Genomic DNA, 22,546 nt, shown 5'->3' on the forward strand with positions numbered 1-22,546 from the left:
TCGAGCGGCCTGGTCAGCAACTCTTGAGGTACTCCGTCCCATTCGCGTACCGCTTCCAGGCCGACGGTGACAGCCCCGCGTCGGCCAGTCGGTCGCAGGCCCGGCGGGGCAGGTCGCGGCGGGCGGACAGCGTGGCGGACAGGTCCCACAGGTCGATCTGGGTGATGGTCTGTGAGGCCAGCGTCCGGCCGTCGGGGAGAAACGTCATCGCCAGGGGCATCGGCAGCCGGTTGTGCAGGGCCGGCCCCATCCTGCGGGGCTGGCTCGGGTCGGTCAGGTCCCAGAGCAGCACGGTCCCGATTCCGATGCCCGCTGCCAGCACGGAGCGGTCAGGAGACAAGGCGACCGACCCCACCGGACCGTCCTGGACCGCGGCGAGGTGCGACAGGCGGCTGGGGCGGCGCACGTTCGACACGTCCCACAGGGACAGGGCGGCGGTGCTGTGACCGACCACGAGCAGCTTGCCGTCGGCGGAGAGGGCGAACGACGAGCGGTCGCTGCCGATCTGGCCGATGTCCGTGGTGCTGATCTTCGTGGGGTGCCCGGAGCCGGTCGGCACGTTCCAGAACACGGCCTTGCCGTCCGTACCCACGGTGAGCAGGGTGTGCGTCGATCGGGCGAAGGACACCAGGCGGAGACCGGTGGGATGTGTCAACTCCGCCAGCCGGGAGGCTCGTTCCGGACGACTCGTGTCCCAGAGGATGACCTTGCCGTCGAAGTCACCCGTGGCCAGCAGGGATCCGTCGGGTGACCGGCCGAAGGCCTGGGGCACGCCTTTGTGCCCCCGCAGCGTGCTGCCCGGTCGCAGCGTCCTGCCGCCGTCCGTCCTCCGGATCACGACGTCCGTCAGCCGCTCCCCGCCGGCGGTGGCCAGGAGATCACCGGCGGGCGAGAGCGCGGATCCGAGCGCTGCCCGTCTCCACTCGTAAGGCAGGCCCGGCCCGGCGTCGACGGATACCAGAGACCGGGCCCGGTCGGGCCGCCGCACGTCCCACAGCAGTGTCCTGCCGTCGGTGGCGCTGCTGGCGAGGAGGGTTCCGCCGGCGGTGAGTTCCCCGTTGGTGGAACCCGTGGCGTGACCTGCCAGCGGGGTGCCGAGCCGGCGCGGTCGCTCCCGGCCGGCCGTGTTCCACAACAGAACCCTGCCGTCGACGCCGCCGGTGGCCAGGAGGTGGTGGGAGACGTCGGCGGCCATGGTGGTCACCGTGGCACCGTGGACGAGCGGCATGTCCGTGCGCTGGAACGGCAGGGTGTCGAGCCGCACGAGTTGCACGCGGCCGTCGTCGCCGCCGCAGGCCAGTACTCCGTCACCGACGAACGCCACCCTTCGCACCGCACTGTAGAGGCCGACGCAGACGGAGGACGAGGTGTCCTGCAGGTCCTTGGGGTGGCGCGGGTCCTGGATGTTCCACACGGAGATGCTTGCGGAGAGGGTGCCGAGAGCCAGGGTCCGATGGTCGGCCGACAGGGCCAGGGAGGTGACCTGGCCCAGATCCTCGGGGACCGGCACGGGGGCGCCGAGTTTGTGGGCTGCGGCGCCCGCCGTGTCCCACAACTGGACGGAGTCGTCTCCGTCACTGGTGATCAGGAGATCACCGTCGGCGGACAGGGCAAGACGGTCGGCCTTGTCCTCGGGGTTGCCACCGTGCTTGATCTTGGCCGTCACGTTGGCGGTCGCGGTTCCGTCGGAATCGATGCCGATGTCCATGAGGTAGCTGTTGAAATAGTTGGCCAACGCGAGCCGATGACCGTCAGCGGTCCATACGGCGGAGGTGATGGCCGCGCCGAATCCCGGCATCGAGCCGAGAGTCACGGGGGCGGCGGCACCGCCGGTACTCCACAGCGTCAACTCCTTCGAGTCCCCGGACGCCAGGACCTTGCTGTCCGGACGCCAGGCGAGCGCGCTGACCGCGCTCGCACCGGCCTTGCTCGCGGACCCCCCGACGTACGTGGGCTTTTCCGGGCGGGAGATGTCCCAGAACCGCACGGACCCGTCGCCGCCGCCCGCCGCCAGCATGCGGCCGTCGGGGGAGACGGCGAGTGAGGTCGGCTCGGTGCCGAGCCCGTCGAGCGTGGCGAGGTGACTGGAGGTCGTCAGCGTTTCCAGCAGACTCGCCCGCGTCGCCGGCTCGTCCGCGCCCAGCCTGTAGGCCGCCAACCCCAACTGCAGGGCGAGCCGGGGGTCGCTGACGCGGAGCGCCTCGGCCTTTCGCACCAGGTTCCGGGCGGTGGAGCCGCGGGCCTGTGCGGCGGCATCGCGGGCCTGCTCCGACGAGGCGCTGCGCTGCCACAGGAACAGTCCCGACGCGATCATGGCCAGGGTGAGTACGCAGGCCAACGAGACCTTGATCCGCCGTGCCCGGCGGGCCACGGCACGCCGTCGCGCATGACTCGTGGCGACGAAGTCGGCGATGCCGTCGGGCAGTCCACGCCGCTTCGACCAGACGAGCCCCGCGGCGAGATCGGTCCCGTCCAGCAGGTCACCGGGGTCGGGGGCGTCGGACTTGCCGGTCCCCTGATTCCCCGGCCCGGCGAAGCGCGCCTGGCGCTCGGCCGTGCGGTGCAGCCAGGACTGGAACTCCTGGTCCGCGGCCACCCAGTCGCGCAGTGTGCCCCAGTCGCGGATCAGGGCGTCGTGGACGAGTTCGGCGGTCGCCGGGGCCTGACCGCCACCGGCGCGAGGTGCCACCCGGGTCGTGATGATCCGCCGCTTGAGCAGGAGGCCCAGCACCACGTCGAAGTCCTGGTCGACCCGCCCACCGCGCTCCTGGCCGGGGTCTCCGCCCGGGTCCTGGCCGGACTCCTGGTCGTGCTTCTCATCCTTCTCGTCGACCTCCCGGCCGTCCGCCGCCGGCTCCGCCGCCAAGGCGCGCAGATGGTCGAGGGGCACCTGACGACGGGTGGCGGGAATCGCGTGGACGTCGTCGGCGGGGCGTACCAGCGCCGTCAGGATCCGCTCGGCGATGAGCCGGAGTTCGGGAGCGAGCCCCCGCAGCGCGTGGTCGCACCACGCGGTCAGGCTCCCGGCGACCCCGCCGAGCCGCTGGTACGCGTCGTGGGTGAGCCGGCCGTCACGGCGGTCCTCCCACAGCCGGCTGAGCGTCAACTGGAGTGCCGGCAGCAGGGTCGCCGACGCCTTCCGTTCGGCGGCGGCGGCCGGGTCGGCCGCCAGCACGTCCGAGATGATCCGTTCCGGCAGGCCCTCTTCCAGGTGCGCGCCCGCCACCCGTGCCGGCTCGGCGATGACGGCTCGCAGCTCCGGGATGTCCAGGGTGGTGCGCACCGGGAACAGACCAGGTGTCACGGCCTTCAGCAGATCCGGGGCCGAGGCGGCCAGCCGGGCGAAGTAGTCGTCCCGCATGACCAGGATCAGACTGACGGCGCTGTCCGAATCGATCACCGCGACAAGCTGCCGGGCGATGTCCGCCAGGGCTTCGTCCGGCGTCGCCGGGCCGGAAGCCGGACCGGTGAAGAGCTCCTCGAACTGATCGATGACGACGAGCAGACGGTGCGACGCCGGTTCCCCGGCCAGCCGGCGTTCCACCGCCGAGGCGATCCCCTCGGTGGCGGCGCCGGTCAGACCGGCCGCTTCCAGCTCGCCCATCAGGTCCTGCCCCGGCCGGGCCGTCACGGACGGCCACCGGCCGCTGCCGGGCACCCTGCCCCCGGACAGGGCCGGGAGCAGACCGGCCCGGACGAGGGACGACTTGCCCGCGCCCGAGGGACCGAGCAGCAGCATGACCCGCCGCTGCTTCTCCAGCACCGCCAGAGCCTCCTCCACGACGGCTTCCCGGCCGTGGAAGTACCTGGCGTGCTCCTCGGTGAACGGCTCGAGCCCCCGGTAGGGACTGACCTGGCTCTCGGCCAGTTGGGGCCAGGCCTCCCGCAGCGTCCGGGTGGGCGTGGCATAGGCGACGTCCAGGCCTCTGAGGAAGCCGTCCTGGGGCGTGATCGCCGTCGTCATCGCGATGACCAGGCCCGTCGTCTCGTCCACGATCGGGGCGCCACTGAAGCCCGACGTGAGGTCGTTGGCGTCGGTCAGTTGCATCAGCGCGGGTGTGTCGCCGCCGGCCGGGATCAGATCACCGGCCGTGCAGAAGCCGTAGCGGCCGCCGGCGGGCGAGTGGGCCGGAAACCCGAACGAACGAACCCGATGACCGCGACATCCCTCGGCGGATCCGAGGGCCAGCGGCACGGAGCCCGCCGGTGGTCCTTCCAGCCGCAGGACCGCGATGTCCTCGGCGTCGGACGGCCGCCAGCCCGCAACCTGCACCCGGGCCGCGGTCCGCGGTGCGCCGGGAAGGTGGGGGAACTCGAGGTCTATTCGTCCACCGGGACCACCGCCGGCGGCGCGGACCACGTGCGCACAGGTGATGACGAGGTCGCGGGCGACGAGGAATCCGGTCCCCGCCGTGCTGTCGTCCGCGGCCCGTACGCGGGCGATCGAGTGGGTGATCGAGGCGGTTCCGGTTCCGGCCTCCGCCCCGGCGGGGGAGATCGGCGAGCCATGGCGATCTGTCATGTCGTGGCCCCCACCCCTACTGCGGGATCCCGGTGCCGCTCCAGGAGGCTCTCACCTTCATGTGCACCGCGCCCGTCCCCTTGCTGATGACGGCCCCCGCCTCGGCGGACAGGGTCACCCCGAACTCCACCTCGACCTCGTCGGGACCGGCCCGCCTCAACTGCTCCAACACCGCTCGTGCGGCATCGCCCACCGGTGTCAGGGACTGTTGCAGCGTCTGGGGCAACTCCCTCACGGCGTCCCCGAACCGGCCGACCTTGACGGGACCGTCGTGTTCCGCCGCGGCCTCGAACTGGATGACGCCCCCGCCTTCCAGCGGAACCCTGACCACGCTCCGCATATGGCTCCCCCCATGTCCGGCGCCTTTCGTGGTGACCGGATGGGCGCCGACGCTACTGGGCCCGGACCTCGCGGACCCTGCGGATCGAGGCGAGCGGTGCCGCTGTTCATACGGAACGGTGAGCGTTCATACGCATGTTCACACGGATCGGCGGGTGCGAGGCCGGCTCCGCCGCACGGACGGGCCGACCGGTGTCGCCGGGAGAGGAGATCGACGTACTGCGTTCCCTGGCGCCCGAGTACCGGGTATGGGGCGGCTACGACGGCCGAGGTCTGGTCATCCGCTCTCCCGAGCCGGTGGACTTCCACCCCGACGGAAAGATCGTCGACGTCGTCCCGGTCGCCGAACTGACCGAAGCCGTCGGACACGCCGGGGTCGCCACCCTGACGGTCGGCGTGTACCCCCCGACCGAGTCGCGAGGCCGAGCTGCGCGACGCCCTCGCCTGTGCCGGCGTCCAGCGCGTGGTGTCCCTCGGCGGGGCGGGGGGAATGCCCCCCCCGGCCTCTCCCCCGACGGCTTCTACCCGCTCCAACGGCTCGTGCGCCGGGTGAACGACGAGTGATCGCGGGACGGCGCCCTACAGCCCGGCGACCTTCGCGCTCGCCGACAGCTCGTAGACCAGGGTGACGGTGCGTCGGCCGCCGGGTGGCACGGCCAGGCTCCAGCAGGCGATGCCGTCGGCGTCGACCGCGTCGGGGGCGGGAGAGCAGGCCTCCTTGCGCAGCCGCACCTCCACCGCCGAGACCTCGGAGACCGGGATCCGTTCGCGCAGGACGATGACCCGTTCACCGTGTTCGCCGGGGGAGGAGAACCGGGACACGTGGAGGCGGACGGTACGGGTGACCACGGTCCGCTGGGTGAGCGTGGCGGTGTCGCGGGTCTCCTCGGTGTGGCGGACGACCCGGTGGTCGTCGCGGCTGCCGTAGGCGAGTTCGAGAGGGGCGTGCGGAGCGGTGAAGTCCAGGGTGCCGCGGCCGGTGAATCCGCTGCCGAGGATCAGGTCGACGGGTCCGGCGAGCAGTGCGTGGCCGGACCGGTTGTCGCACCGTGCCACCTGTGTGACCAGCGGGGACAGTTCAGGTGTGCTGGCGTACTCGATGCTCGCGGTCGTGGCGAAGGAGGAGAGCGGTACCCGGTGGGCGCGGCCGTCCGCGGGCACGGAGACCGGCGCGGGGGCGTTCAGCACCCGTACCTCGTCGCCGTCGTCCACTCCGGGCAGACCGAGCACCGGTGCCGGACCGAGGTCCGCGATCTCCTCCTCGCGCAGCTCGACGTCGACGGTGCGGCGCTCCGCGGAGGTGCGGTCCTGGAGCGTCAGCCGGTCCTCGTCCAGCCGGGGTGGCTCGGTGGACTGCGCGGAGCGTGCCGTCGACAGCGTCAGCCGTACGTCGGACCAGTCCTCGCCGGTGCGCTGCCAGACCATCGCGTCGGTCTCCAGCGTGAGGGAGTCGCCGTCGAGCACCGCCCGGTAGGCGGGCCGCCACAGCGCACACGGGGTGAGGTGGCTGACGCGCAGGTCGGCCGGTCCGGCGGCCGTGGCCTCCAGGGTGAGCTCGATGTGGCCGACCAGTTCGGCGGGTTGCTCCTCGGCGAGATCCATGACCCGCCGGGCCTCGTAGAGTTCGGCGCCGAGTCCCGCCGACCGGGCTTCCACAGCGCGCAGTTGCTCGCCGTAGGAGTCGCGCTCCTCGTCCACCCGGTCCAGTTCGCGGGTCCAGCGGAGCCCTTCGGACTCTCCGGAGCCGGCGCCTTCGCCGATCTCCCGCAGCAGGTCGGCGGCGAGACGGCCCAGCGCGTCGACGCGGGCGTGCAGCCGGTCGCGCCGACGTCCGAGGGCGAGCAGTTCCTCTTCGAGCGTGTGCACGCGGTGGCGCAGGGCGGAGTCGCCGTCGGCGGGCCGCGGCCCGCGCGGCGTCCAGTCGCGGACGATCCGCACGTCGAGCACGGTCGCCGGGTGTTCGGCGGTCACCTCGGCGTGGAGCGTGCGGTCGACGGCCAGCGCGCTGACCGGCCCGAGACGCAGCCTGTGGACTCCCGCCCCCAGGTCCAGCACGGTGGTGCGCTCGACGAGGGCGCGGTCCTCCAGACAGGTGACGGCGGTGACGGGGAGGGGAATCGGCTCCGGTGCCTTGGACATGGGGTGTGTCAGCTCCTGCGGTTGCCGTCGGCCAGCGTCTTGGCGGACGCGATACGGATCTCGTAGCCGCCGTCGAGGGCGGTGGTGGCGCCGGCGGGCAGGTCCACCCGCCAGACGCGGGTGCCGGGTGCGTGCTGCTCCGGGCCCGCACCGTCCCGGGGCGCCGTCCAGTCGGCCCGTTCCTCGATCCGGATGTCCGCGTCGGAGGTGACGGGGACCCGCTCGCGGATCTCGACCGTGACGGGCTCGCCGAGCTGGTTGGCGAGCTCCACGTGGACGCGGTGGTCGAGCACCGTGGTGCTGCCGCGCAGCCCCGAGGTCGACTCGTGCAGGTTCGTACGGCGGGTGACCCGGACACCCTGGGCCGGACCGAGCCCCACCCGGCACTCACCGCCCGGGGCGAGCGTGGGCAGCGCGGTGGTGAGCAGGAAGTCGTCACCGGCGGTGACCTCCACCGGGCCGGCCAGCAGTGCCTGGTCGGTGGAGTTGGAGAGCACCAGCGTCGCGTAGACGGTCTGTTCCACGGACGGCACGCAGAGGTACTCGGTGCGCAGGCCGACCGGGATCTCGCCGACGGTGACGGTGTGCCAGGTGCCGTCCGAGGGAATGTCGGCGCGGGCCACGGCGTCGAAGCGGTGGTCGAAGGAGCCGGCCGACTCACGAGGCCGCACGGCGTGTCCGGGCAGCGGCAGCGCCGTCACCGCCTCGGCGCGGCGGCGGTACTCGTCCGCCACCGGGTCGAAGGGGGAGTCCGGAAACAGCCGGCCCCGGCGACCGCCCTGCTCGTCGGGGCCGCGCAACACGAGGGCGGTGTAGTCGAGTTCGGCGCCGCTCGGCCGGGGCGGACCGGCCGTCGGAGCCACCGGCTGCGGCGTCGCGGCGCCGCCGGGGGCCGTGGGCGCCGGGGGTGGTGGCGCTGCCGCCCGGGCAGCGGCCGGAGGAGCCATGGCGGCGGCCGGCGCGAGGGGCATGCTGCGGGCCCGCCCACGGCCCCCGCCGCCCGGCCGTGACGGCACCGGCTGCGCGGACTCGTTCGTGCCGCCGCCGAAGGGCTGGGGGTACGCGGCGCTGCTCGGCGGCGGCACGGGGGGCGGCGCGCCGTAGCCCGGAGCGGCCCCGGCCGGCGACTCGCCGTAGCCCTGTGGTGCCGGGTACATCGGCGGAACGGGAGCGGGCCCGGCACTGACCGCCGCGGCCGCGAGCACGGGGCCGCCCCCGGGGGCCGGGGGAGTGCCGGCCGCGGCCGGCCGAGGGGGTGCCACGTCGTACCCGGCGAACAGGTCGGCCAGGCCCGTGGGCGGCTCGCGCCAGCCCGACGGCAGAGGTGCGGGCTGACGGCGTCCGATCCGCAGGGAGCGGAGCCGGGGCAGGTCGGTACGGCGCCGCAGGTCGGCGGTGGCCAGAGCGATGCGCACACCGGTCCAGTCCTCGCCGGTGCGTTGGGCGACCGAGGCGCGCAGCACCAGACGGCCGCTGCTGTCGTCCTGACGGTAGGTGAGACGGTAGGTCGGCACCCAGACCGCGCCCGGCACGCCGTACTCCAGCTCCACCTCCGCGTCACCGGTGCCGTCGAGGGTCAGTACCGCCGAGACGGTGCTCTCCACGTGCGTCGCCGGTGCGTCGGTGGAGGCGCGGGCGAGCCGGTCGGCGGCTACGGAGAGCGCGTGGTCGGCGTGGTCCAGCGCCTCCTCCAGCGCGACGAGACGGGTGTGCAGCCCGGCCAGCCGCTCGTCGACGAACTCGGCGAGCTCCAGCCACGCGTCGACCGGGGTACGGCGGTGCGGGTCATCGCGCCTGCGGGCCGGCGGAACCGGCCGCAGCCCCTTGACCTCCTCGATCAGGCGCAGTTGCCGGTCCCGGCGCCCCTGTGCCGCCGCGCGCTCGTCGAGCAGCCGCTCCACCTCGCGCCGCAGGGAGACGGGGGCGGTCTCGGCGAGCGGCTCGGCCTCGACCTCCACCCGTGCCTCGGTGACGCGTACCCCGGTGGTGCCGGTGACACGGGCCCGCAGGGAGCCGGGGTCCAGTGAGCGGGGCAGTCCCGTCACCCGCACCCGGCCGTCCGGCGGCACGCTGCCCGAGGCCAGGCGGCGGCAGACCGCACCCTGGGCGTAGACCACCACCGCGTCGAGGGTCGACCCCCACCTCTGTGATGTCCGAGCTGTCATGTGCCTCGCCCCCCGGCCGCGTCCGTGCTGAGCGAAGCCTACGCGGAGCGGCGACGGACCAGGTCGAACGGGCTGGATTACCGCCGCTCCACAGCGCCGCGAACTCCCGGCAGGTCGCGCACCTCTCGCCCTTGAGCCGCCGAACGGCCTTGCGCTGAGCAACTGTTCGGCGCCCGGCAGGCCGGCGGAGCAAGGTGGTCAGTTACGGCGCTCCTTCTCGGCGGCCATGGGCAGTTCCAGTCGGGGCCCGTGGAAGCGTTCGCGCAGGAGCCGGTCGTGCGTCACCACGACCAGTGTGCCGGTGTAGCGGGCCAGGGCGGCCTCGATCTCCTCCATTAGAGCGGGAGCCAAGTGGTTCGTCGGCTCGTCGAGCAGGAGCAGATCGAGTGGGCCGGCCGTCACGAGCCGCGCCAGTTCGAGCTTGCGGCGCTGTCCGACGGACAGGTTCCGTACGGGAACAGTGAGGTCGGCGGCGTGGAACAGGCCGAGCGCGAGGAGTGCGTCTGCGTGCTCGTCGGGCCGACCCGCCCGGTCGGCCGCGAATGCCGCGAGCAGGGTGCGGGCATCGAAGGCGTCGTCGGGCGCGCTGTGCTGACGGAGGAAGCCGACCCTGCGCGGCCGGCGCACGATCCCGGCGTCAGGCGTCAGTTCCCCTGCCAGCAACTGGAGAAGGGTGCTCTTGCCGACACCGTTGGGGCCGGTGACGAGGAGTCGGTCACCCGGGGCGAGTTCCAGTGACGGTACGTACAACCGCCCGGCGACCAGGACGCCTTCCAGGTGCGCTGATGTGTCCTCGGCGGTCGGCGTGGCTTCGACGCGGCCGGTGAACCGCAGTGGCTGCGGAGGTGGCGGCACGGGGTGCTCCGTGAGCCGCTGCAACCGCTCGCGCGCGTTCCGGATGCGGCTCTGTGCGCCGTGTGCACGCGAGCGCGCTCGAAAGGCGCCGGCACCGCTGAACGCCCTCGGCCCCTTGCCGGGGATCCCGGCCAGCAGCCCGATGGCGGAGTCGGCGAGCTGTTCCTGCCGGGCGACCTCGTTGCGCCATTGCTCGTGATCCCACGCCCACCGGGCGCGGGCCGCCGCCTTGGCGGCGAGAAAGCCGGCGTATCCATTGCCGTAGCGCCGTACCGTGCGCCGGTTGTGGTCCACCTCCAGGACGGTGTCGGTGACGGCTTCCAGGAACGCCCGATCGTGCGTGGCCACGAGGACCGTGCCCCGATGACGGCGCAGATGCGCTTCGAGCCAGGCCACGGCCTCGTCGTCCAGATCGTTGGTCGGCTCGTCGAGCAGCAGCAGTTCGGGGGCCGAGGCCAGGGTCGCGGCGAGCGCGAGCCGGGAGCGCTGTCCTCCGGAGAGGGTGCTCAGCAGCCTGTCCCGCTCCGGCGGCGCGTGCTCGCCCAGCCGGCGCAGGTTCACCTCGACCCGGCGATCCGCTCCGTACCCGCCTCGCGCGTCGAACTCGGCCACCAGCGCGGCGTAGCGCTCGAACTCGGCGGGGCCGGCCGTGCCCAGTGTCGCCTCGGCGACCCGCATACGGTGTTCGAGGGCGCGCAGTTCGCGCAGTACGTGGTCCACGGCGTCGCCCACGCGCGCCGAACCGGGCAGATCGAGAGTCTGGCGCAGGTGGCCGATCCCGCCCGGTGCGACGACGGTCAGGCGGCCGTTGTCGACCGGCTCCTGTCCTGCCAGCAGCCGCAGGAGCGTGGACTTCCCCGAGCCGTTGTCCCCGACGATCCCGACCCTTTCGCCCGGCCGGACGGTGAGAGACACGCGGTCGAGCACCCCGCGGTCGCCGTAGCGCTTGGTCACCTCGGCAAGAGCGATCTGGGACGTGGTGGGAGGAGAGGCGGTGACGGTGGTGTCGACGGGAGCACAGTGCAAGAGCAGTCCTTTGCCGGGCGAACAGGATCGGGTGGCGAGCGGCAGAAACACCAGCGGCCGGCCGATGTACATGAAGCTAGACGAGACGGTCCGTCTCGTCAAGGACTCAGGGGCGGGCCAGGCTTCGGCGAGCCTTCGCGACGGCACAGTCGGTGATGTCGGGCGCGACCGGATCCCGGATGCCGCCAGCCATTCACCTGTCCGACTGCAATTTGCTCGCGTCACATATGCAATGTGTGCTTATAAATCGGCGTTCTGGTGACTCGGAGCCCCTCACCTGCCGCAGCGCGCGCCGGTGAGGGACCCTTCGCCTGCGGCGAACAGCCGCTCCGCATCACCCCGAGGAGTGACCGTGAGCGTTCGTATCGGAGTGGAGGAGGAGTTCCACGTCCTGGAGGTGGAGAGCGGGCTGCTCGTGCCCCGCGCCAATTCGCTCCTGCGACGCCTCCCGAGGCGTACCTTCACCACCGAGCTGCACCAGTCCACCGTGGAGTCGAACAGCGAGGTGCACACGTCCCTCGACGATCTGTACGCCGACCTCGCCGCGACGAGACGGCAGCTCGACGCGGCCGCCTCTTCGCTGGGCCTCGCGGCGGTGGCCGCCGGCGCGGCGCCACTCGCGCCGGCGGCAGCCGCGCACCCCAGCGCCGGAGCGCGCTATCGCCGCATGGTCGAGGACTACCGCACGGTCGCCGACGAGCAGCTCATCTGCGGGGCCCAGGTCCATGTGGACGTCCCCGACCGCGACACGGCGGTGCGGGTGATGTGCGCGGTCTCGCCCTGGCTGCCCGTGCTGCTCGCGCTCTCCGCCAGTTCGCCGATCTGGCAGGGGGCCGACACCGGGTACGCGAGCTGGCGCACCATGCTCTGGCAGCGCTGGCCCACCGCGGGCCCGGTCGGCTGCTTCGCGAGCGCGGACGAGTACGACGCCACGGTGCGTGATCTCGTCGGGTCCGGGATCATCAGTGACGCGGGGATGATCTATTTCGACGTACGACCCTCCTCGCACCTCCAGACGCTGGAACTGCGCATCTGCGATTCCTGCCCGCGCGCGGAGACCGTCGTGCTCGTCGCCGGACTGTTCCGCGCCCTGGTCACCGAGGCCCGTGAGCGGCTCGGGGCGGGCGGCGCCCCGGGCTGCGAAGGACGGCACGAGTGGCTGCGCGGAGCCTCCTGGCGGGCGGCCCGCTCCGGGCTCGAAGGCGGCCTGGTGGATCCCGCGACCCACCAGGAGGCGCCCGCCGGGGAGGTCGTGCGCACCCTGCTCACCCGGCTGCGCCCCGCCCTGGAGGCGCACGGCGACTGGGAGACCGTCCGCTCGTTGGCGGAGGAGGCCCTCGCCGACGGCAGTGCGGCACGCCGTATGCGCCGGGTCGCGGAGGAAGAGGACTTGCTGGCCTGTGTCGACATGCTGATCGCCGAGACCCGCGGCGAACGGCCCGCTGGCAGGGCGGCGGCCACCCGTCGCGGGAACCCTCCGCCCGCCACCGGTGTGAGCGACCCCTCCCACCGGTGCGCGCGGCCGCTGACCCGCAGGTGAGTCGCCATGGTCACGGACGAACCCTTCCCCTGCGCCGGCCGTCCGGTACCCACGTACCGGCGGTCGGCCCACACCCAACGAAACGGAGGCGGCACATCATGTGCGGTCTGAGCGGGGAGATCCGCTTCGACGGTCACCGACCCGACCTCGCGGCCGTCGAGCGCATGAGCGAACGGCTCGCCGCCCGTGGTCCCGACGGCCGGGGAATCTGGACGAGAGGCGCGGTGGCGCTGGGACATCGGCGACTGAAGATCATCGACCTGTCGGACCTCGCGGCACAGCCGATGACCGACTCCCGCGCCGGACTCACCGGAGTCTTCAACGGCTGTGTGTACAACTACCGGGAACTGCGCGAAGAGCTGCGGAGCCTCGGACACCGGTTCACGACCACATCCGACACCGAGGTGGTGCTGAAGGCCTACCGGCAGTGGGGCACCGCGTGCGTGGAGCGCTTCTACGGCATGTTCGCCTTCGCCCTGGTCGAGCACCGGTCCGGACGCGTGGTGCTGGGGCGCGACCGGCTGGGAATCAAGCCCCTGTACCTGGCGCGGACGCCGGGGCGGCTGCGGTTCGCCTCCTCCCTGCCCGCCCTTCTCGCCGCCGGCGGTGTGGACACCTCACTCGATCCGATCGCCGTCCACCAGTACCTGAGCTGGCACGCCACGGTCGCCGCCCCGCGCACCGTCCTCGGCGGTGTGCGCAAACTCCCGCCGGCCACCGTGCGGGTCGTCGAACCGGACGGCAGCCATCACGACCACCGCTACTGGCAGCCGTCGTACACGCGCCGGGCCGAGTACGCGGCGATGGGCGCGCACGACTGGCGTGACGCGATGCTGGAGGCGCTGCGTACGGCCGTACGCCGACGGATGGTCTCCGACGTCCAGGTCGGCGTCCTGCTCTCCGGCGGCCTGGACTCCAGTCTGATCGTCGCGCTGCTGGCCCAGGCGGGACAGCGGGACCTGATGACGTTCAGCGTCGGGTTCGAGGCGGAGGGCGGGGAGGAGGGTGACGAGTTCCGGTACTCGGACCTGGTGGCCCGGGAATTCGGCACCGACCACCGTCGGCTGATGGTTCCCTCCGACCGGGTGTCGACGGCCCTGGACGGTGCGGTCGCGGCCATGAGCGAGCCGATGACCAGCCACGACGTGGTCGCCTTCTATCTGCTGTCCGAGCAGGTGTCCAAGGAGGTGAAGGTCGTGCAGAGCGGGCAGGGCGCCGACGAGGTGCTCGCCGGTTACCACTGGTACCCGCGGCTCGCCGAGGCCGCCCGCGCGGACGCGGCCGAGCGGTACGCCGACACGTACTTCGACCGGCCGCACGCCGACCTCACCCGGATCCTGGAACCCGGCATGCTGCCCGGCGACGACGTCTCGGGCCGTTTCGTCCGGGACCACATGGCGGTCACAGGCGCCGAGACGGCCCTGGACGCGGCCCTGCGCCTGGACACGCACGTGATGCTCGTCGACGACCCGGTCAAGCGGGTCGACAACATGACCATGGCCTGGGGGCTGGAGGCCCGAGTGCCGTTCCTCGACCACGAACTGGTCGAGCTGGCGGCGGCCTGTCCGCCGGAACTCAAGCTGGCCGACGGCGGCAAGGGCGTGCTGAAGGCGGCCGGCCGTCAGCTGCTGCCCCGGGACATCGTCGACCGGCCCAAGGGCTACTTCCCGGTTCCGGCGATCAGGCACATGGCGGGCCCCGTCCTCAAGCGGGTCCGCGAAGCGCTCGAGGCACCCGAGGCGAGGCGGCGCGGCCTCTTCCAGGAGTCGTACGTGTCCCAGCTCCTGGAGGCGCCCGACGAGCACCGCACCAAGCGGGGAGCGAACGCCCTGTGGCAGGTGGCGTTGCTGGAGATATGGCTTCAGACACACGGCGTCACGTGAGTGGCGGGCCGAGCGCGGCGGCGGCCCCGGGCGGCGACCCGGTCGCCCCGGCGCCCCCCGACCCGGGGGCGGCGGACGCGAGTGGCACCGCCTTCGCGGCCGCCCCGGCCCCGGCGCCGGTCCCCCTGCCCGAGGCGAGCGGTCCGCGGGAGGCCGTGACGCGGCTGCGCTCTCACGGCTGCTGGTATCCCTCCGCCCACCCCGGCGGCTCCGAGGCGGCCTTCATCTGCGACCGGGGCGGCGTCCCCCAGCTGTGGGCCGGGCCGCTCTACGGGGACGAGGTGCACCTCCTCGACTCCTTGCCGGACCCGGTCAAGGAGGTGTCCTGGTCACCGGACGGCCGCTGGATCGCCTACACCACCGCACCGGGCGGTGGCGAGCACACCAGGGTGCTGTGCGTACGTCCCGACGGCACCGGCCGCCGTGTGCTGGCCGGGGCCGACCCGGGCCATACCGCCCACCTGGGCTGCTGGGCGCACGACGGTTCGGCCGTCGCCGTCACGCTCGCCGCGCCGGGTGCCGGCCCGCGCCGGAACGGTGCGGGCCCGACCCGCGCCGACGCCGTCCTGCCTGTCAACTGGGCGGACCGGGACGGCCGGGCGACACTCCTGGGCGGAACCCCGTACGACACCACGCCCGGACCGACGCAGGGCGCCACGGCGGTCGACGGCCCGGAGTCCCCGGTACCGTCGGTCCGCCCCGACGGCGGGCTGTCGGCCTACCTGATCGATCCCGACGGTCTGGCGTCCCCCGTCCTCCTCGCCACGGAGACGCACGCCGCCACCCTGCGGGTGTGCGACATCAGCCGCGACGGCGGATTCGCGCTGCTGCGCCGGGGGCCGCGAGGACGACGGGAGGCCGTCGTCCGGCGCACGGCCGACTCGGCCACGACGTGCATCGTCCCGGTCGCCGACGGCGATCCGTGGATCGGCAGGTTCTCACCCGACCGGCGGACGCTGTGGCTGCGCAGCGACGCCGACCGCGAGTACGCGGCACTCCTCGCCGTCGCCCTCGGCTCCGACGGCCGACCGCACGGCACGTCCGTCATGGCGGAACGGCCGGACAGCGACCTCGACCTCCTGGCGTTCTCCCACGACGGCCGCACCGCCGCCCTGTCCTGGAACGACCGGGGCGAGAGCCGCCTCGAACTCGTCCAACCCCTCCCGACGCGCCGGGCCCCCTACGGCCCGCTGCCCACGACGACCGTCCCCCTGCCCCACGAGGTCGTCACCCGCGTCGAGGCAGCCGGCCCCCGGGGACTGCTGCCGGCGCTGTCCGGTTCCCAACGCCGACCCGGGGTGTGGTGGGCCGCCGAGGGCGTGTCCCTGATGCGCACACCCTGGTCCTCCCGGGACGAGGACGCCACCGCGCCGGACCGCCGGCCCGTACGCCCCGTTCTCCTGCGGCTCACGGCGCGGGACGGGCTGCCCCTGAGCGGCTGGTACTACCGGGCACCGGGCCGGGCTACGGGTGACCCGGCGCCCTGCGTGATCCACCTGCACGGCGGCCCGGAAGAACACGAACGCCCCGTCTTCAGCCCGCTCTACCACGAGTTGACCGGGCGTGGCCTGGACGTCTTCGCCCCCGACGTCCGAGGCTCCTCGGGGCACGGAAGATCGTTCGTCGACGCCGACCTGGGCGCGGGACGCTTCGCCGCCCTGGACGACGTGGCGGACTGCGCGGCCCACGCGGTGCCCGCGGGCCCCGCCGACCCGACCCGACTGGCCGTCATGGGGCGCTCGTACGGCGGCTACCTGACGTTCGCGTCCCTCGTACGGCACCCGGAGCTGTTCCGCACCGGCGTCGCCGTCTGCGGCATGTCGGATTTCGCGACCTTCTTCGCCGGTACGGAGCCCTGGCTCGCCGAGTCGGCGGCCCACAAGTACGGCCACCCCGAGCGCGACCGCGAACTGCTGCGGGAGCTCTCGCCGATGACCCGCATCGACGCGCTGCGCGTCCCCCTGCTCGCCGTCCACGGCGAACACGACACCAACGTGCCGCCGGGCGAGTCCGAGCAGTTCGTACGGGCGGCGCGCGACCGCGGCATCCCGGCCGAGCTGCTCACCCTGAAGGACGAGGGGCACGACTTCCTGCGCGCGGACAACCGGCGACTGTTCCGCCGCGCCGCCGCGGACTGGCTGGAACGCCACCTGAGGGGCTGAACCGCCCGGTCGGCAGGCTAGCCGCGCTCCGGACTCGGCTCGGCAGGGCCGTCCGAGGGTGCCTTGGCTTTCGTGTGGAGGACCTCGCGGGCCTGCTCCGCGGCGCGGGTTATGCCCTCGGCGACGAAGTCGACGAAGCGGGCGATGTTCTCAAGGCGGGCGGCGGCCGGGGTGTCGGAGCCGAGGACCCCGACGCCCTGCCGAGCGGCCTCGGCGAGCAGGGCGCTGGACCGGGCACTGGCGATCGTCGACTGATAGAAGACGTCGTCGTCGACGAGGTACCGCTCGCGGCGGCCCTCGTCCCGTTCCCGGCCGATGAGGCCCTGGCTCTCGAGGAACGCGACGGCCTTGGAGACGGACGCCGGGCTGACCTCGAGGCGCTGGACGAGCTCGGACGCGGTGAGGCTGCCCGCGTCGGTGGTGTAGAGGCAGGTCAGCACCCGGGACATCATCTTGGGCAGGCCCTGTCCCATGAGGAGGTTGGTGAACATCTCCTCGTACTCGCGCACGGCCTCGGCGTCACGTCCGTGGGCCGGCGCGGGCGCCGCCCCCCGGGGAGCGGCCTGCCTTCGCCGGTGGGTGCGGCGTTCGGTCGCGTGGTGGGCCAGGTCGGCGCGGTAGGCGGTGGGGCCGCCGTTCCGCATCACCTCACGTGTGATCGTCGAGGTCGGACGGTCGAGACGTCTGGCGATCTCCGCGTAGGCGAGGCCGTCGGCCAGTCCCAGCGAGATCTGCTGGCGTTCCTGCTGGGTGAGTCTGCCTCCCGGCATTGCGATCTCCTTCGTGTGCCGTGGTGTCGCCAGCATAGCTTTCACTTTCCATCCATTGCAACGATCGAGCCTGCTGTCGTTGCATTGAATTCCAAACCATTGCAACGATTTACCGCCTCTGAACTGTATATATGTCGATCGAGTGCAACGAGGACGTTGAAGAATCAGTGAATGCAACGTAGCTTTTCCGGTGTCAGAAACAACGGACCGAAGGAGAGCACGATGCACAAGTTCCAGACCCCCGCCCCGATCACCGCCGTCGTCGACATCCCCGCGGGGCGCATCCGGTTCATCGCCGCCGACCGGCCCGACACCACCGTCGAGATCCTGCCCGCGGACGCCTCGAACGGCCGCGACGTGAAGGCCGCGGAGCAGGCCCGGGTCGCATTCGGCGGCGGCGTCCTGCGGGTCGAGGCCTCGGCGCAGAACAGGATCCTCGGCAACTCCGGATCCATAGAGGTGACCATCCAGCTGCCCGCCGACTCCTGGGTCGAGGCGAAGGCGGCCAGCGGCGAGTTCCGGGGCGTCGGACGGCTCGGCGACGTCGTCATCGAGGGCTCGCACGGTGCGATCAAGCTCGACGAGACCGCGAGCGCCCGCCTCACCCTGCTCGCCGGTGACATCGCGGTCGGCCGTCTCAACGGCCCCGCGGAGATCAGCACCAAGAAGGGAGACATCCGGATCGCCGAGGCCGTGCGCGGCACGGTCGTGCTGCGCACCGACGCCGGCCAGGTGTCGGTCGGCGCCGCCCGGGGAGTCTCCGCCTCCCTGGACGCCGGCACCAGCTACGGCCGGATCGACAACGCGCTCAAGAACACCGACGGCGCCGCCGGCCTGAACATCCACGCGACCACCGCCTACGGCGACATCGTCGCCCGCAGCCTCTGAGGCGCACGCGGAGCACGGCACCGGTGACACGGGGGTGAAGTGGGCGGGTGGTGTGGTGCCGTCCCGCCCCATCGCCGTCCTGGCAAGATGACGGCATGGAACGTGTGCTTGGAATCGGTGGGTACTTCCTGCGGGCTGCCGACCCGGCGGCGCTGAGCGCCTGGTATCGGGACTGTCTGGGCCTGGACGCCGACGAGAACGGCCTGTGGCGTCAGGAATCCGGGCCGACGGTGTTCGCGACGTTCGAGTCCGGGACCGACTACTTCGGGTCCCGCACCCAGCAGACCATGCTCAACTTCCGGGTCCGCGACCTGGACGCGATGCTCGCGCAGTTGCGTACCGAGGGAGCGGAGGTGACCGAAGAGACGCAGGACATGGAGGGCGTCGGTCGTTTCGGCTGGGTCACCGATCCCGAGGGCAATCGGATCGAGCTGTGGCAGCCCGCCTGACCGCGCCCACGCGGGCATCAGGCCGCTCGTAGCGGAGCCGTGCGCCCCTCCGATGTTCGGTTTGCCGAAGATCGAGCCCTGCTCCTACGGTCGGCTCCATGGCGGACGACGAGACCACGCGCGCGGCACGACTGCTGGACGCGCAGGCGAAGGCCCCACGGCTCTTCGCGGAGATCGACAAGCGCGGGCTGGTGGCACCCGGCCAGGGGGAGCGGGCGGTCAGCGACCGCGTCCGCGACCTGGCGAACGAGCTCTTCGGCACCACCCGGCACTGGCACAAGCGGATCGTCCGCTCCGGCCCGAACACGCTGGCGCCGTACAAGGAGAACCCGCCGGACCGGGTGATCGGCGCGGACGACATCGTGTTCGCCGACTTCGGGCCGATCTTCGAGGAGTACGAGGCCGACTTCGGCCGCACCTTCGTCCTCGGGGACCACCCGGTGAAGCGGCGGCTCCGCGACGACCTGCCGAAGGTCTTCGAGGCCGGCAAGCGCTTCTTCGAGAGCGACCCGGACATCACCGGGAAGGCGCTGTACGCCGAGGTCGAGCGGCTGGCCGCCGGCCTCGGGTGGGAGCTGGGCGGCTGGCACGCCGGGCACCTGGTGGGGGAGTTCCCGCACGAGAGGATCGACGGCGCGGACACGGAGTCGTACATCACCCCCGCCAACGACACCCCGCTGCGGCGCACCGACAAGGCCGACCGCCACTGTCACTGGATCCTCGAGATCCACCTCGTCGACCGCGAACACGGCTTCGGTGGCTTCTACGAGGAACTGCTCACCCTCTGATCCGATCGCGCACGGACAGGGCGACGCCGGTGCTGCGGTCACCACCGTCGCACCACGCGAACGGCTGAAGGAGTGCGCGTTCGCGAGAGCCAGAGCCCGGGGGCGGGTCGTCACGCGCCCTCCCCGGGTTTCCACCCCCAGACGGTGAGCATGCCGGCCGACAGCGCGGCGCATTCGGCGGAGTCCAGGTATCGGACCGCCTCGTCGACGGCCGTGTCGTCGACGAGGCCGGTGGCGAGCATCGCCGCTCGGCTCCGCTCCCAGGTGTCCGCCCAGAAGCGGCTGATGGGGCTGCCCGGCAGCAGCGGCGGCACCTGGATCTCGGCGGCGACGGAGTCGAGCCCCGCCCCACGCAGCAGGTGAGGGTACGACGGCACCCAGGAGACGTCGGTGCCGATGGTGGCCCGCAGGCCTTGCCACATCGCCCGCATCGCCGCACTGTACGGCGTGCCGGGCGGCAGGTCGTTCGTCAGATCGACCGCGTCGCTGAGCACCAACACACCTCCGGGCGCGACGAGTTCGGCCAACGCGGTGATCAGGCGGTCGCGCTCGGGCAGGTGCATCAGCACGAAGCGGGCGTGGACGAGCGAGAACACGCCCGGGACGGCGCCCGGTGCGCTGATGTCGGCCTCCAGCACGTCGAGGCCGGGCACGGGCCGCGCGCTGAGGAAACGGACGTCGCGGTCCACGGCGAGGACACTCGCCACCCCGGCCTCTTGCAGCAGGCGGCGGGAGACCGTGCCCGTGCCGGCCCCGACGTCGAGGCAGTGCCACCCCGGGCCGACCCCGAGGGCGCGCAGTCGCGCCATGGTGGTGTCGTCGTAGGCGAGGGCGCCGAAGTCGATGCGCTTGCCCTCGCCCGCCTGTTCGGGACGGAAGACGGTCTCGCCGTAGCGGCCGCCGCCCGGCGCGCCCCCGCGCGCGGCGCCGCTCACGTCGTGATCGGCGCGACGTCGAGGGTGCGGACCGAGGCACGGGCCGGTGCCCGGTCGGCAGGCGGCCGGCACTGCGGGTCGTCGAACGGTTTCATGGCCGGACCTCTTCACACGGTGGGAGCGGTGCCGGGCGACCCGTCCCGAGGCCGCCACCCCACCGATCTTCTACGGACGGCAGCCCCCACGACCGAGGCGCGCCGTGTCTGAGCCGTTCGGCCGTAGGGAGGGCGCACCGCACCCCGTTGGAGATCATCGGCGACACCCAGGACGACCAGCAGCACACCGGGCTCCCCGAACTCGCCCACCTCGCCGCGGCGGCGGTCCCACCGCGTCGGCGCGGCGGACGTCGGCGCGCGGGTCCCGGACCGCAGGGATTCCGCGCGGGCGGAGCCGGTGACACGCCCGGCTGTCACATCCCCGTGGCAGCCCTGTCACAGGGGCCCGCCGAAATCCCACCTGTGCGACCACCGCCTGTCCTGACCATGGCACCATGCCCTTTTTGGCACCACCGTCCAGGGGGGACACCATGCGCACCAGCGCAACCATCGCCACCGCGGCTCTGCTCCTCGCCGCGCTCACCGCCTGCTCCTCGTCCGGCGAGTCCCCGGCCGCGAGCGACAGCGGGACACCTGCCGCCGAGCCCACGGTCAGCGTTCCCGCCGACCACGAAGGCGACGACCTCAAGGCTGCCGTCGCCGTCTACACCGCCGCCTACTTCGCCGCTGACACGGATACCGCGTACGCCATGCTGTCCGCGCGCTGCGCGAAGGAGATCACCAAGGACGCGTACGCCGACGTCGTGCAACAGGCGAAGACGGACTACGGGCCCGACCACGCGGTGTCGGACGTGCAGGCCGACGTGTCGGGGGACCTCGGCCGGGCCACCTACAAGGTGGAGGGCCTGCCCAAGTTCGATCAGACGAAGCAGCCGTGGGCGTTGGAGGGCGACGCCTGGAAGTACGACGCCTGCTGACGGAGCACCGGGCATCGAGCACCGAGCAGGGAGCACCGAGCGCCGGGCACGACAGCGGGGTCTGGCGGACAAGGCCCCGCCCTGCTCTGCGTCCGTCCGCTGATCACCCGAGACGGGTGCCGGTGCGGGACCCGATGTGGTCGGGCGGTTCGCTGCCGGCCGGGAGCAGGGGGTCGGTCTCGGGTTCGCCCCAGGTCGAGACCAGGGGAAGGACACCGGCCCAGATCCCGAGGGCGGCGTCGGGTCCGTCCCCGTCGTCCGGCCCGCCCGTGCGTATCTTGACCGACGCTTCCTCGAGCGAGAGGGCGAGCAGGACCGTCGCCGCCAGTTCCTTGCGGTTCGGCCGGCGCGCGTAGTCCCACTGTGCCGGTGCGGCCTGTTCGGTCAGGCAGCGCAACCCCTCGAGTTTCTCCTGAGGATCCGTGACCTGGCGCGGCACGCCGTAGATCATCGCGCTGCGGTAGTTCACGCCGTGTTCGAACACCGACCGGGCCAGGACGAGGCCGTCGATGTGTGTCACGGTGACGCACACCGTTGCCCGGGGTGAGGCGATCAGGCTTCGGCCGGCCACCGATCCGTGGAAATAGAGGCTCCGTCGGTCGTTCCCGTAGACGGTGGGAACGACCATCGGGTGCCCGTCGACGACCACCCCGAGGTGGCAGATGAAGTTGGCGTCCAGGATCGCTTCCAGTGCGCCGCGGTCCAGGCTTCCCTGCTCCCGCAGGCGACGGTGACGGGTGCGGTCGGTGTTCGGCAAGGTGGGAGGGAGAGGGCTGTGGGTCACATCGGTCCTTTCGCTGCGTGCGCAGTCAGAAGCTACCGATATCGTCGCGTCATCGCCAGGTATCGACTGGATCAGTTTCTCTAGGACGTGAAGGCAACGGAAACCGAAGCATCGGTGAGGTGAGGTCGGTGGGGGTTCCTACGGCTTCTGCTGATCGTCCCCTGGTGGCGCGACTGCCGGATGTTCTCGGTGGAGGAGAGCCGTCAACTGGCGGCCGAGTATCTGCAGGACATGCCGGACCTGGAGGCCCGACGGGACCGTGCCGCCGCGGCTCTCGGCCTTGTCCTTCCTCCAGAAGACCCGTGTCGGCTCGCTTGCGGGAGGTGGT

General features: G+C 72.5%; 16 protein-coding genes. 8 read left to right on the top strand and 8 right to left on the bottom strand.

Translation table 11 applies throughout. From position 1 onward, the window contains the following. Nucleotides 1–13: 13 nt before the first annotated feature. Both ACFVYS_RS36380 and ACFVYS_RS36385 read right to left on the bottom strand, forming a co-directional pair. On the bottom strand, nucleotides 14–4,522 hold the full coding sequence (locus ACFVYS_RS36380; RefSeq protein WP_389509149.1) for a trypsin-like peptidase domain-containing protein: 4,509 nt from the start codon (nucleotides 4,520–4,522) through the stop codon (nucleotides 14–16). A 16-nt stretch (nucleotides 4,523–4,538) separates the two neighbouring features. Further along, nucleotides 4,539–4,862: a CU044_2847 family protein gene (locus ACFVYS_RS36385; RefSeq protein WP_389509151.1), complete on the bottom strand. Its 324-nt coding sequence runs from the start codon at nucleotides 4,860–4,862 to the stop codon at nucleotides 4,539–4,541. A gap of 134 nt (nucleotides 4,863–4,996) precedes the next feature. On the opposite strand from ACFVYS_RS36385, the gene ACFVYS_RS36390 reads away from it, so the two are divergent. After that, the gene (locus ACFVYS_RS36390) at nucleotides 4,997–5,425 is read left to right on the top strand and encodes a hypothetical protein (protein ID WP_389509152.1); all 429 of its coding nucleotides are present in this window, start codon (nucleotides 4,997–4,999) and stop codon (nucleotides 5,423–5,425) included. Between the two features lie 15 nt (nucleotides 5,426–5,440). Here ACFVYS_RS36390 and ACFVYS_RS36395 read toward each other — a convergent pair whose 3' ends face one another. The 3 genes from ACFVYS_RS36395 to abc-f all read right to left on the bottom strand — a co-directional run bounded on the left by ACFVYS_RS36395 (nucleotide 5,441) and on the right by abc-f (nucleotide 11,118). Then, nucleotides 5,441–7,000: a mucoidy inhibitor MuiA family protein gene (locus ACFVYS_RS36395; RefSeq protein WP_389509154.1), complete on the bottom strand. Its 1,560-nt coding sequence runs from the start codon at nucleotides 6,998–7,000 to the stop codon at nucleotides 5,441–5,443. Nucleotides 7,001–7,008: 8 nt separating this feature from the next. After that, nucleotides 7,009–9,165, bottom strand: a complete 2,157-nt coding sequence (locus tag ACFVYS_RS36400) for a DUF4139 domain-containing protein (protein WP_389509155.1) — start codon at nucleotides 9,163–9,165, stop codon at nucleotides 7,009–7,011. A 198-nt stretch (nucleotides 9,166–9,363) separates the two neighbouring features. Further along, nucleotides 9,364–11,118, bottom strand: coding sequence for a ribosomal protection-like ABC-F family protein (gene abc-f / locus ACFVYS_RS36405; RefSeq protein ID WP_389509156.1), 1,755 nt, complete (start codon nucleotides 11,116–11,118; stop codon nucleotides 9,364–9,366). A 280-nt stretch (nucleotides 11,119–11,398) separates the two neighbouring features. Between abc-f and ACFVYS_RS36410 the strand changes: the two genes are divergently transcribed. The 3 genes from ACFVYS_RS36410 (at nucleotide 11,399) to ACFVYS_RS36420 (ending at nucleotide 16,631) form a co-directional block, all read left to right on the top strand. After that, a complete protein-coding gene (locus tag ACFVYS_RS36410) occupies nucleotides 11,399–12,586 on the top strand; it encodes a glutamate--cysteine ligase (protein ID WP_389509157.1) in 1,188 nt (395 codons plus the stop codon). 98 nt (nucleotides 12,587–12,684) lie between these two features. After that, nucleotides 12,685–14,469, top strand: a complete 1,785-nt coding sequence (locus tag ACFVYS_RS36415) for an N-acetylglutaminylglutamine amidotransferase (RefSeq protein ID WP_389509158.1) — start codon at nucleotides 12,685–12,687, stop codon at nucleotides 14,467–14,469. Next, nucleotides 14,442–16,631 (top strand): S9 family peptidase, encoded by a 2,190-nt coding sequence (locus ACFVYS_RS36420; protein WP_389509159.1) that lies wholly within the window; start codon nucleotides 14,442–14,444, stop codon nucleotides 16,629–16,631. Before ACFVYS_RS36415 ends, ACFVYS_RS36420 begins: the two co-directional genes overlap by 28 nt. Before the next feature lie 17 nt (nucleotides 16,632–16,648). Here the strand turns inward: ACFVYS_RS36420 and ACFVYS_RS36425 are convergent, their stop codons facing one another. Further along, nucleotides 16,649–17,401, bottom strand: a complete 753-nt coding sequence (locus ACFVYS_RS36425) for a helix-turn-helix domain-containing protein (RefSeq protein WP_389509161.1) — start codon at nucleotides 17,399–17,401, stop codon at nucleotides 16,649–16,651. 222 nt (nucleotides 17,402–17,623) lie between these two features. Here ACFVYS_RS36425 and ACFVYS_RS36430 point away from each other — a divergent pair, with 222 nt between their 5' ends. The 3 genes from ACFVYS_RS36430 to ACFVYS_RS36440 all read left to right on the top strand — a co-directional run bounded on the left by ACFVYS_RS36430 (nucleotide 17,624) and on the right by ACFVYS_RS36440 (nucleotide 19,526). Continuing rightward, the gene (locus tag ACFVYS_RS36430) at nucleotides 17,624–18,289 is read left to right on the top strand and encodes a DUF4097 family beta strand repeat-containing protein (RefSeq protein ID WP_389509163.1); all 666 of its coding nucleotides are present in this window, start codon (nucleotides 17,624–17,626) and stop codon (nucleotides 18,287–18,289) included. Nucleotides 18,290–18,384: 95 nt separating this feature from the next. Further along, nucleotides 18,385–18,738 (top strand): VOC family protein, encoded by a 354-nt coding sequence (locus ACFVYS_RS36435; protein WP_389509165.1) that lies wholly within the window; start codon nucleotides 18,385–18,387, stop codon nucleotides 18,736–18,738. A gap of 98 nt (nucleotides 18,739–18,836) precedes the next feature. Beyond that, nucleotides 18,837–19,526, top strand: a complete 690-nt coding sequence (locus tag ACFVYS_RS36440; RefSeq protein ID WP_389509167.1) for a M24 family metallopeptidase — start codon at nucleotides 18,837–18,839, stop codon at nucleotides 19,524–19,526. A gap of 110 nt (nucleotides 19,527–19,636) precedes the next feature. Here the strand turns inward: ACFVYS_RS36440 and ACFVYS_RS36445 are convergent, their stop codons facing one another. After that, a complete protein-coding gene (locus ACFVYS_RS36445; RefSeq protein ID WP_389509168.1) occupies nucleotides 19,637–20,461 on the bottom strand; it encodes a class I SAM-dependent methyltransferase in 825 nt (274 codons plus the stop codon). Nucleotides 20,462–20,987: 526 nt separating this feature from the next. Here ACFVYS_RS36445 and ACFVYS_RS36450 point away from each other — a divergent pair. Then, nucleotides 20,988–21,434 carry a hypothetical protein gene (locus ACFVYS_RS36450; protein ID WP_389509169.1) on the top strand — a complete coding sequence of 149 codons (447 nt, stop codon included), beginning with the start codon at nucleotides 20,988–20,990 and terminating at the stop codon, nucleotides 21,432–21,434. 103 nt (nucleotides 21,435–21,537) lie between these two features. Here ACFVYS_RS36450 and ACFVYS_RS36455 read toward each other — a convergent pair whose 3' ends face one another. Next, nucleotides 21,538–22,191, bottom strand: a complete 654-nt coding sequence (locus tag ACFVYS_RS36455) for a pyridoxamine 5'-phosphate oxidase family protein (protein WP_389509171.1) — start codon at nucleotides 22,189–22,191, stop codon at nucleotides 21,538–21,540. Nucleotides 22,192–22,546 lie beyond the last annotated feature (355 nt).

Origin of the sequence: Streptomyces sp. NPDC058295, assembly GCF_042880655.1 — a bacterium.
Taxonomy (GTDB): domain Bacteria; phylum Actinomycetota; class Actinomycetes; order Streptomycetales; family Streptomycetaceae; genus Streptomyces; species Streptomyces coriariae.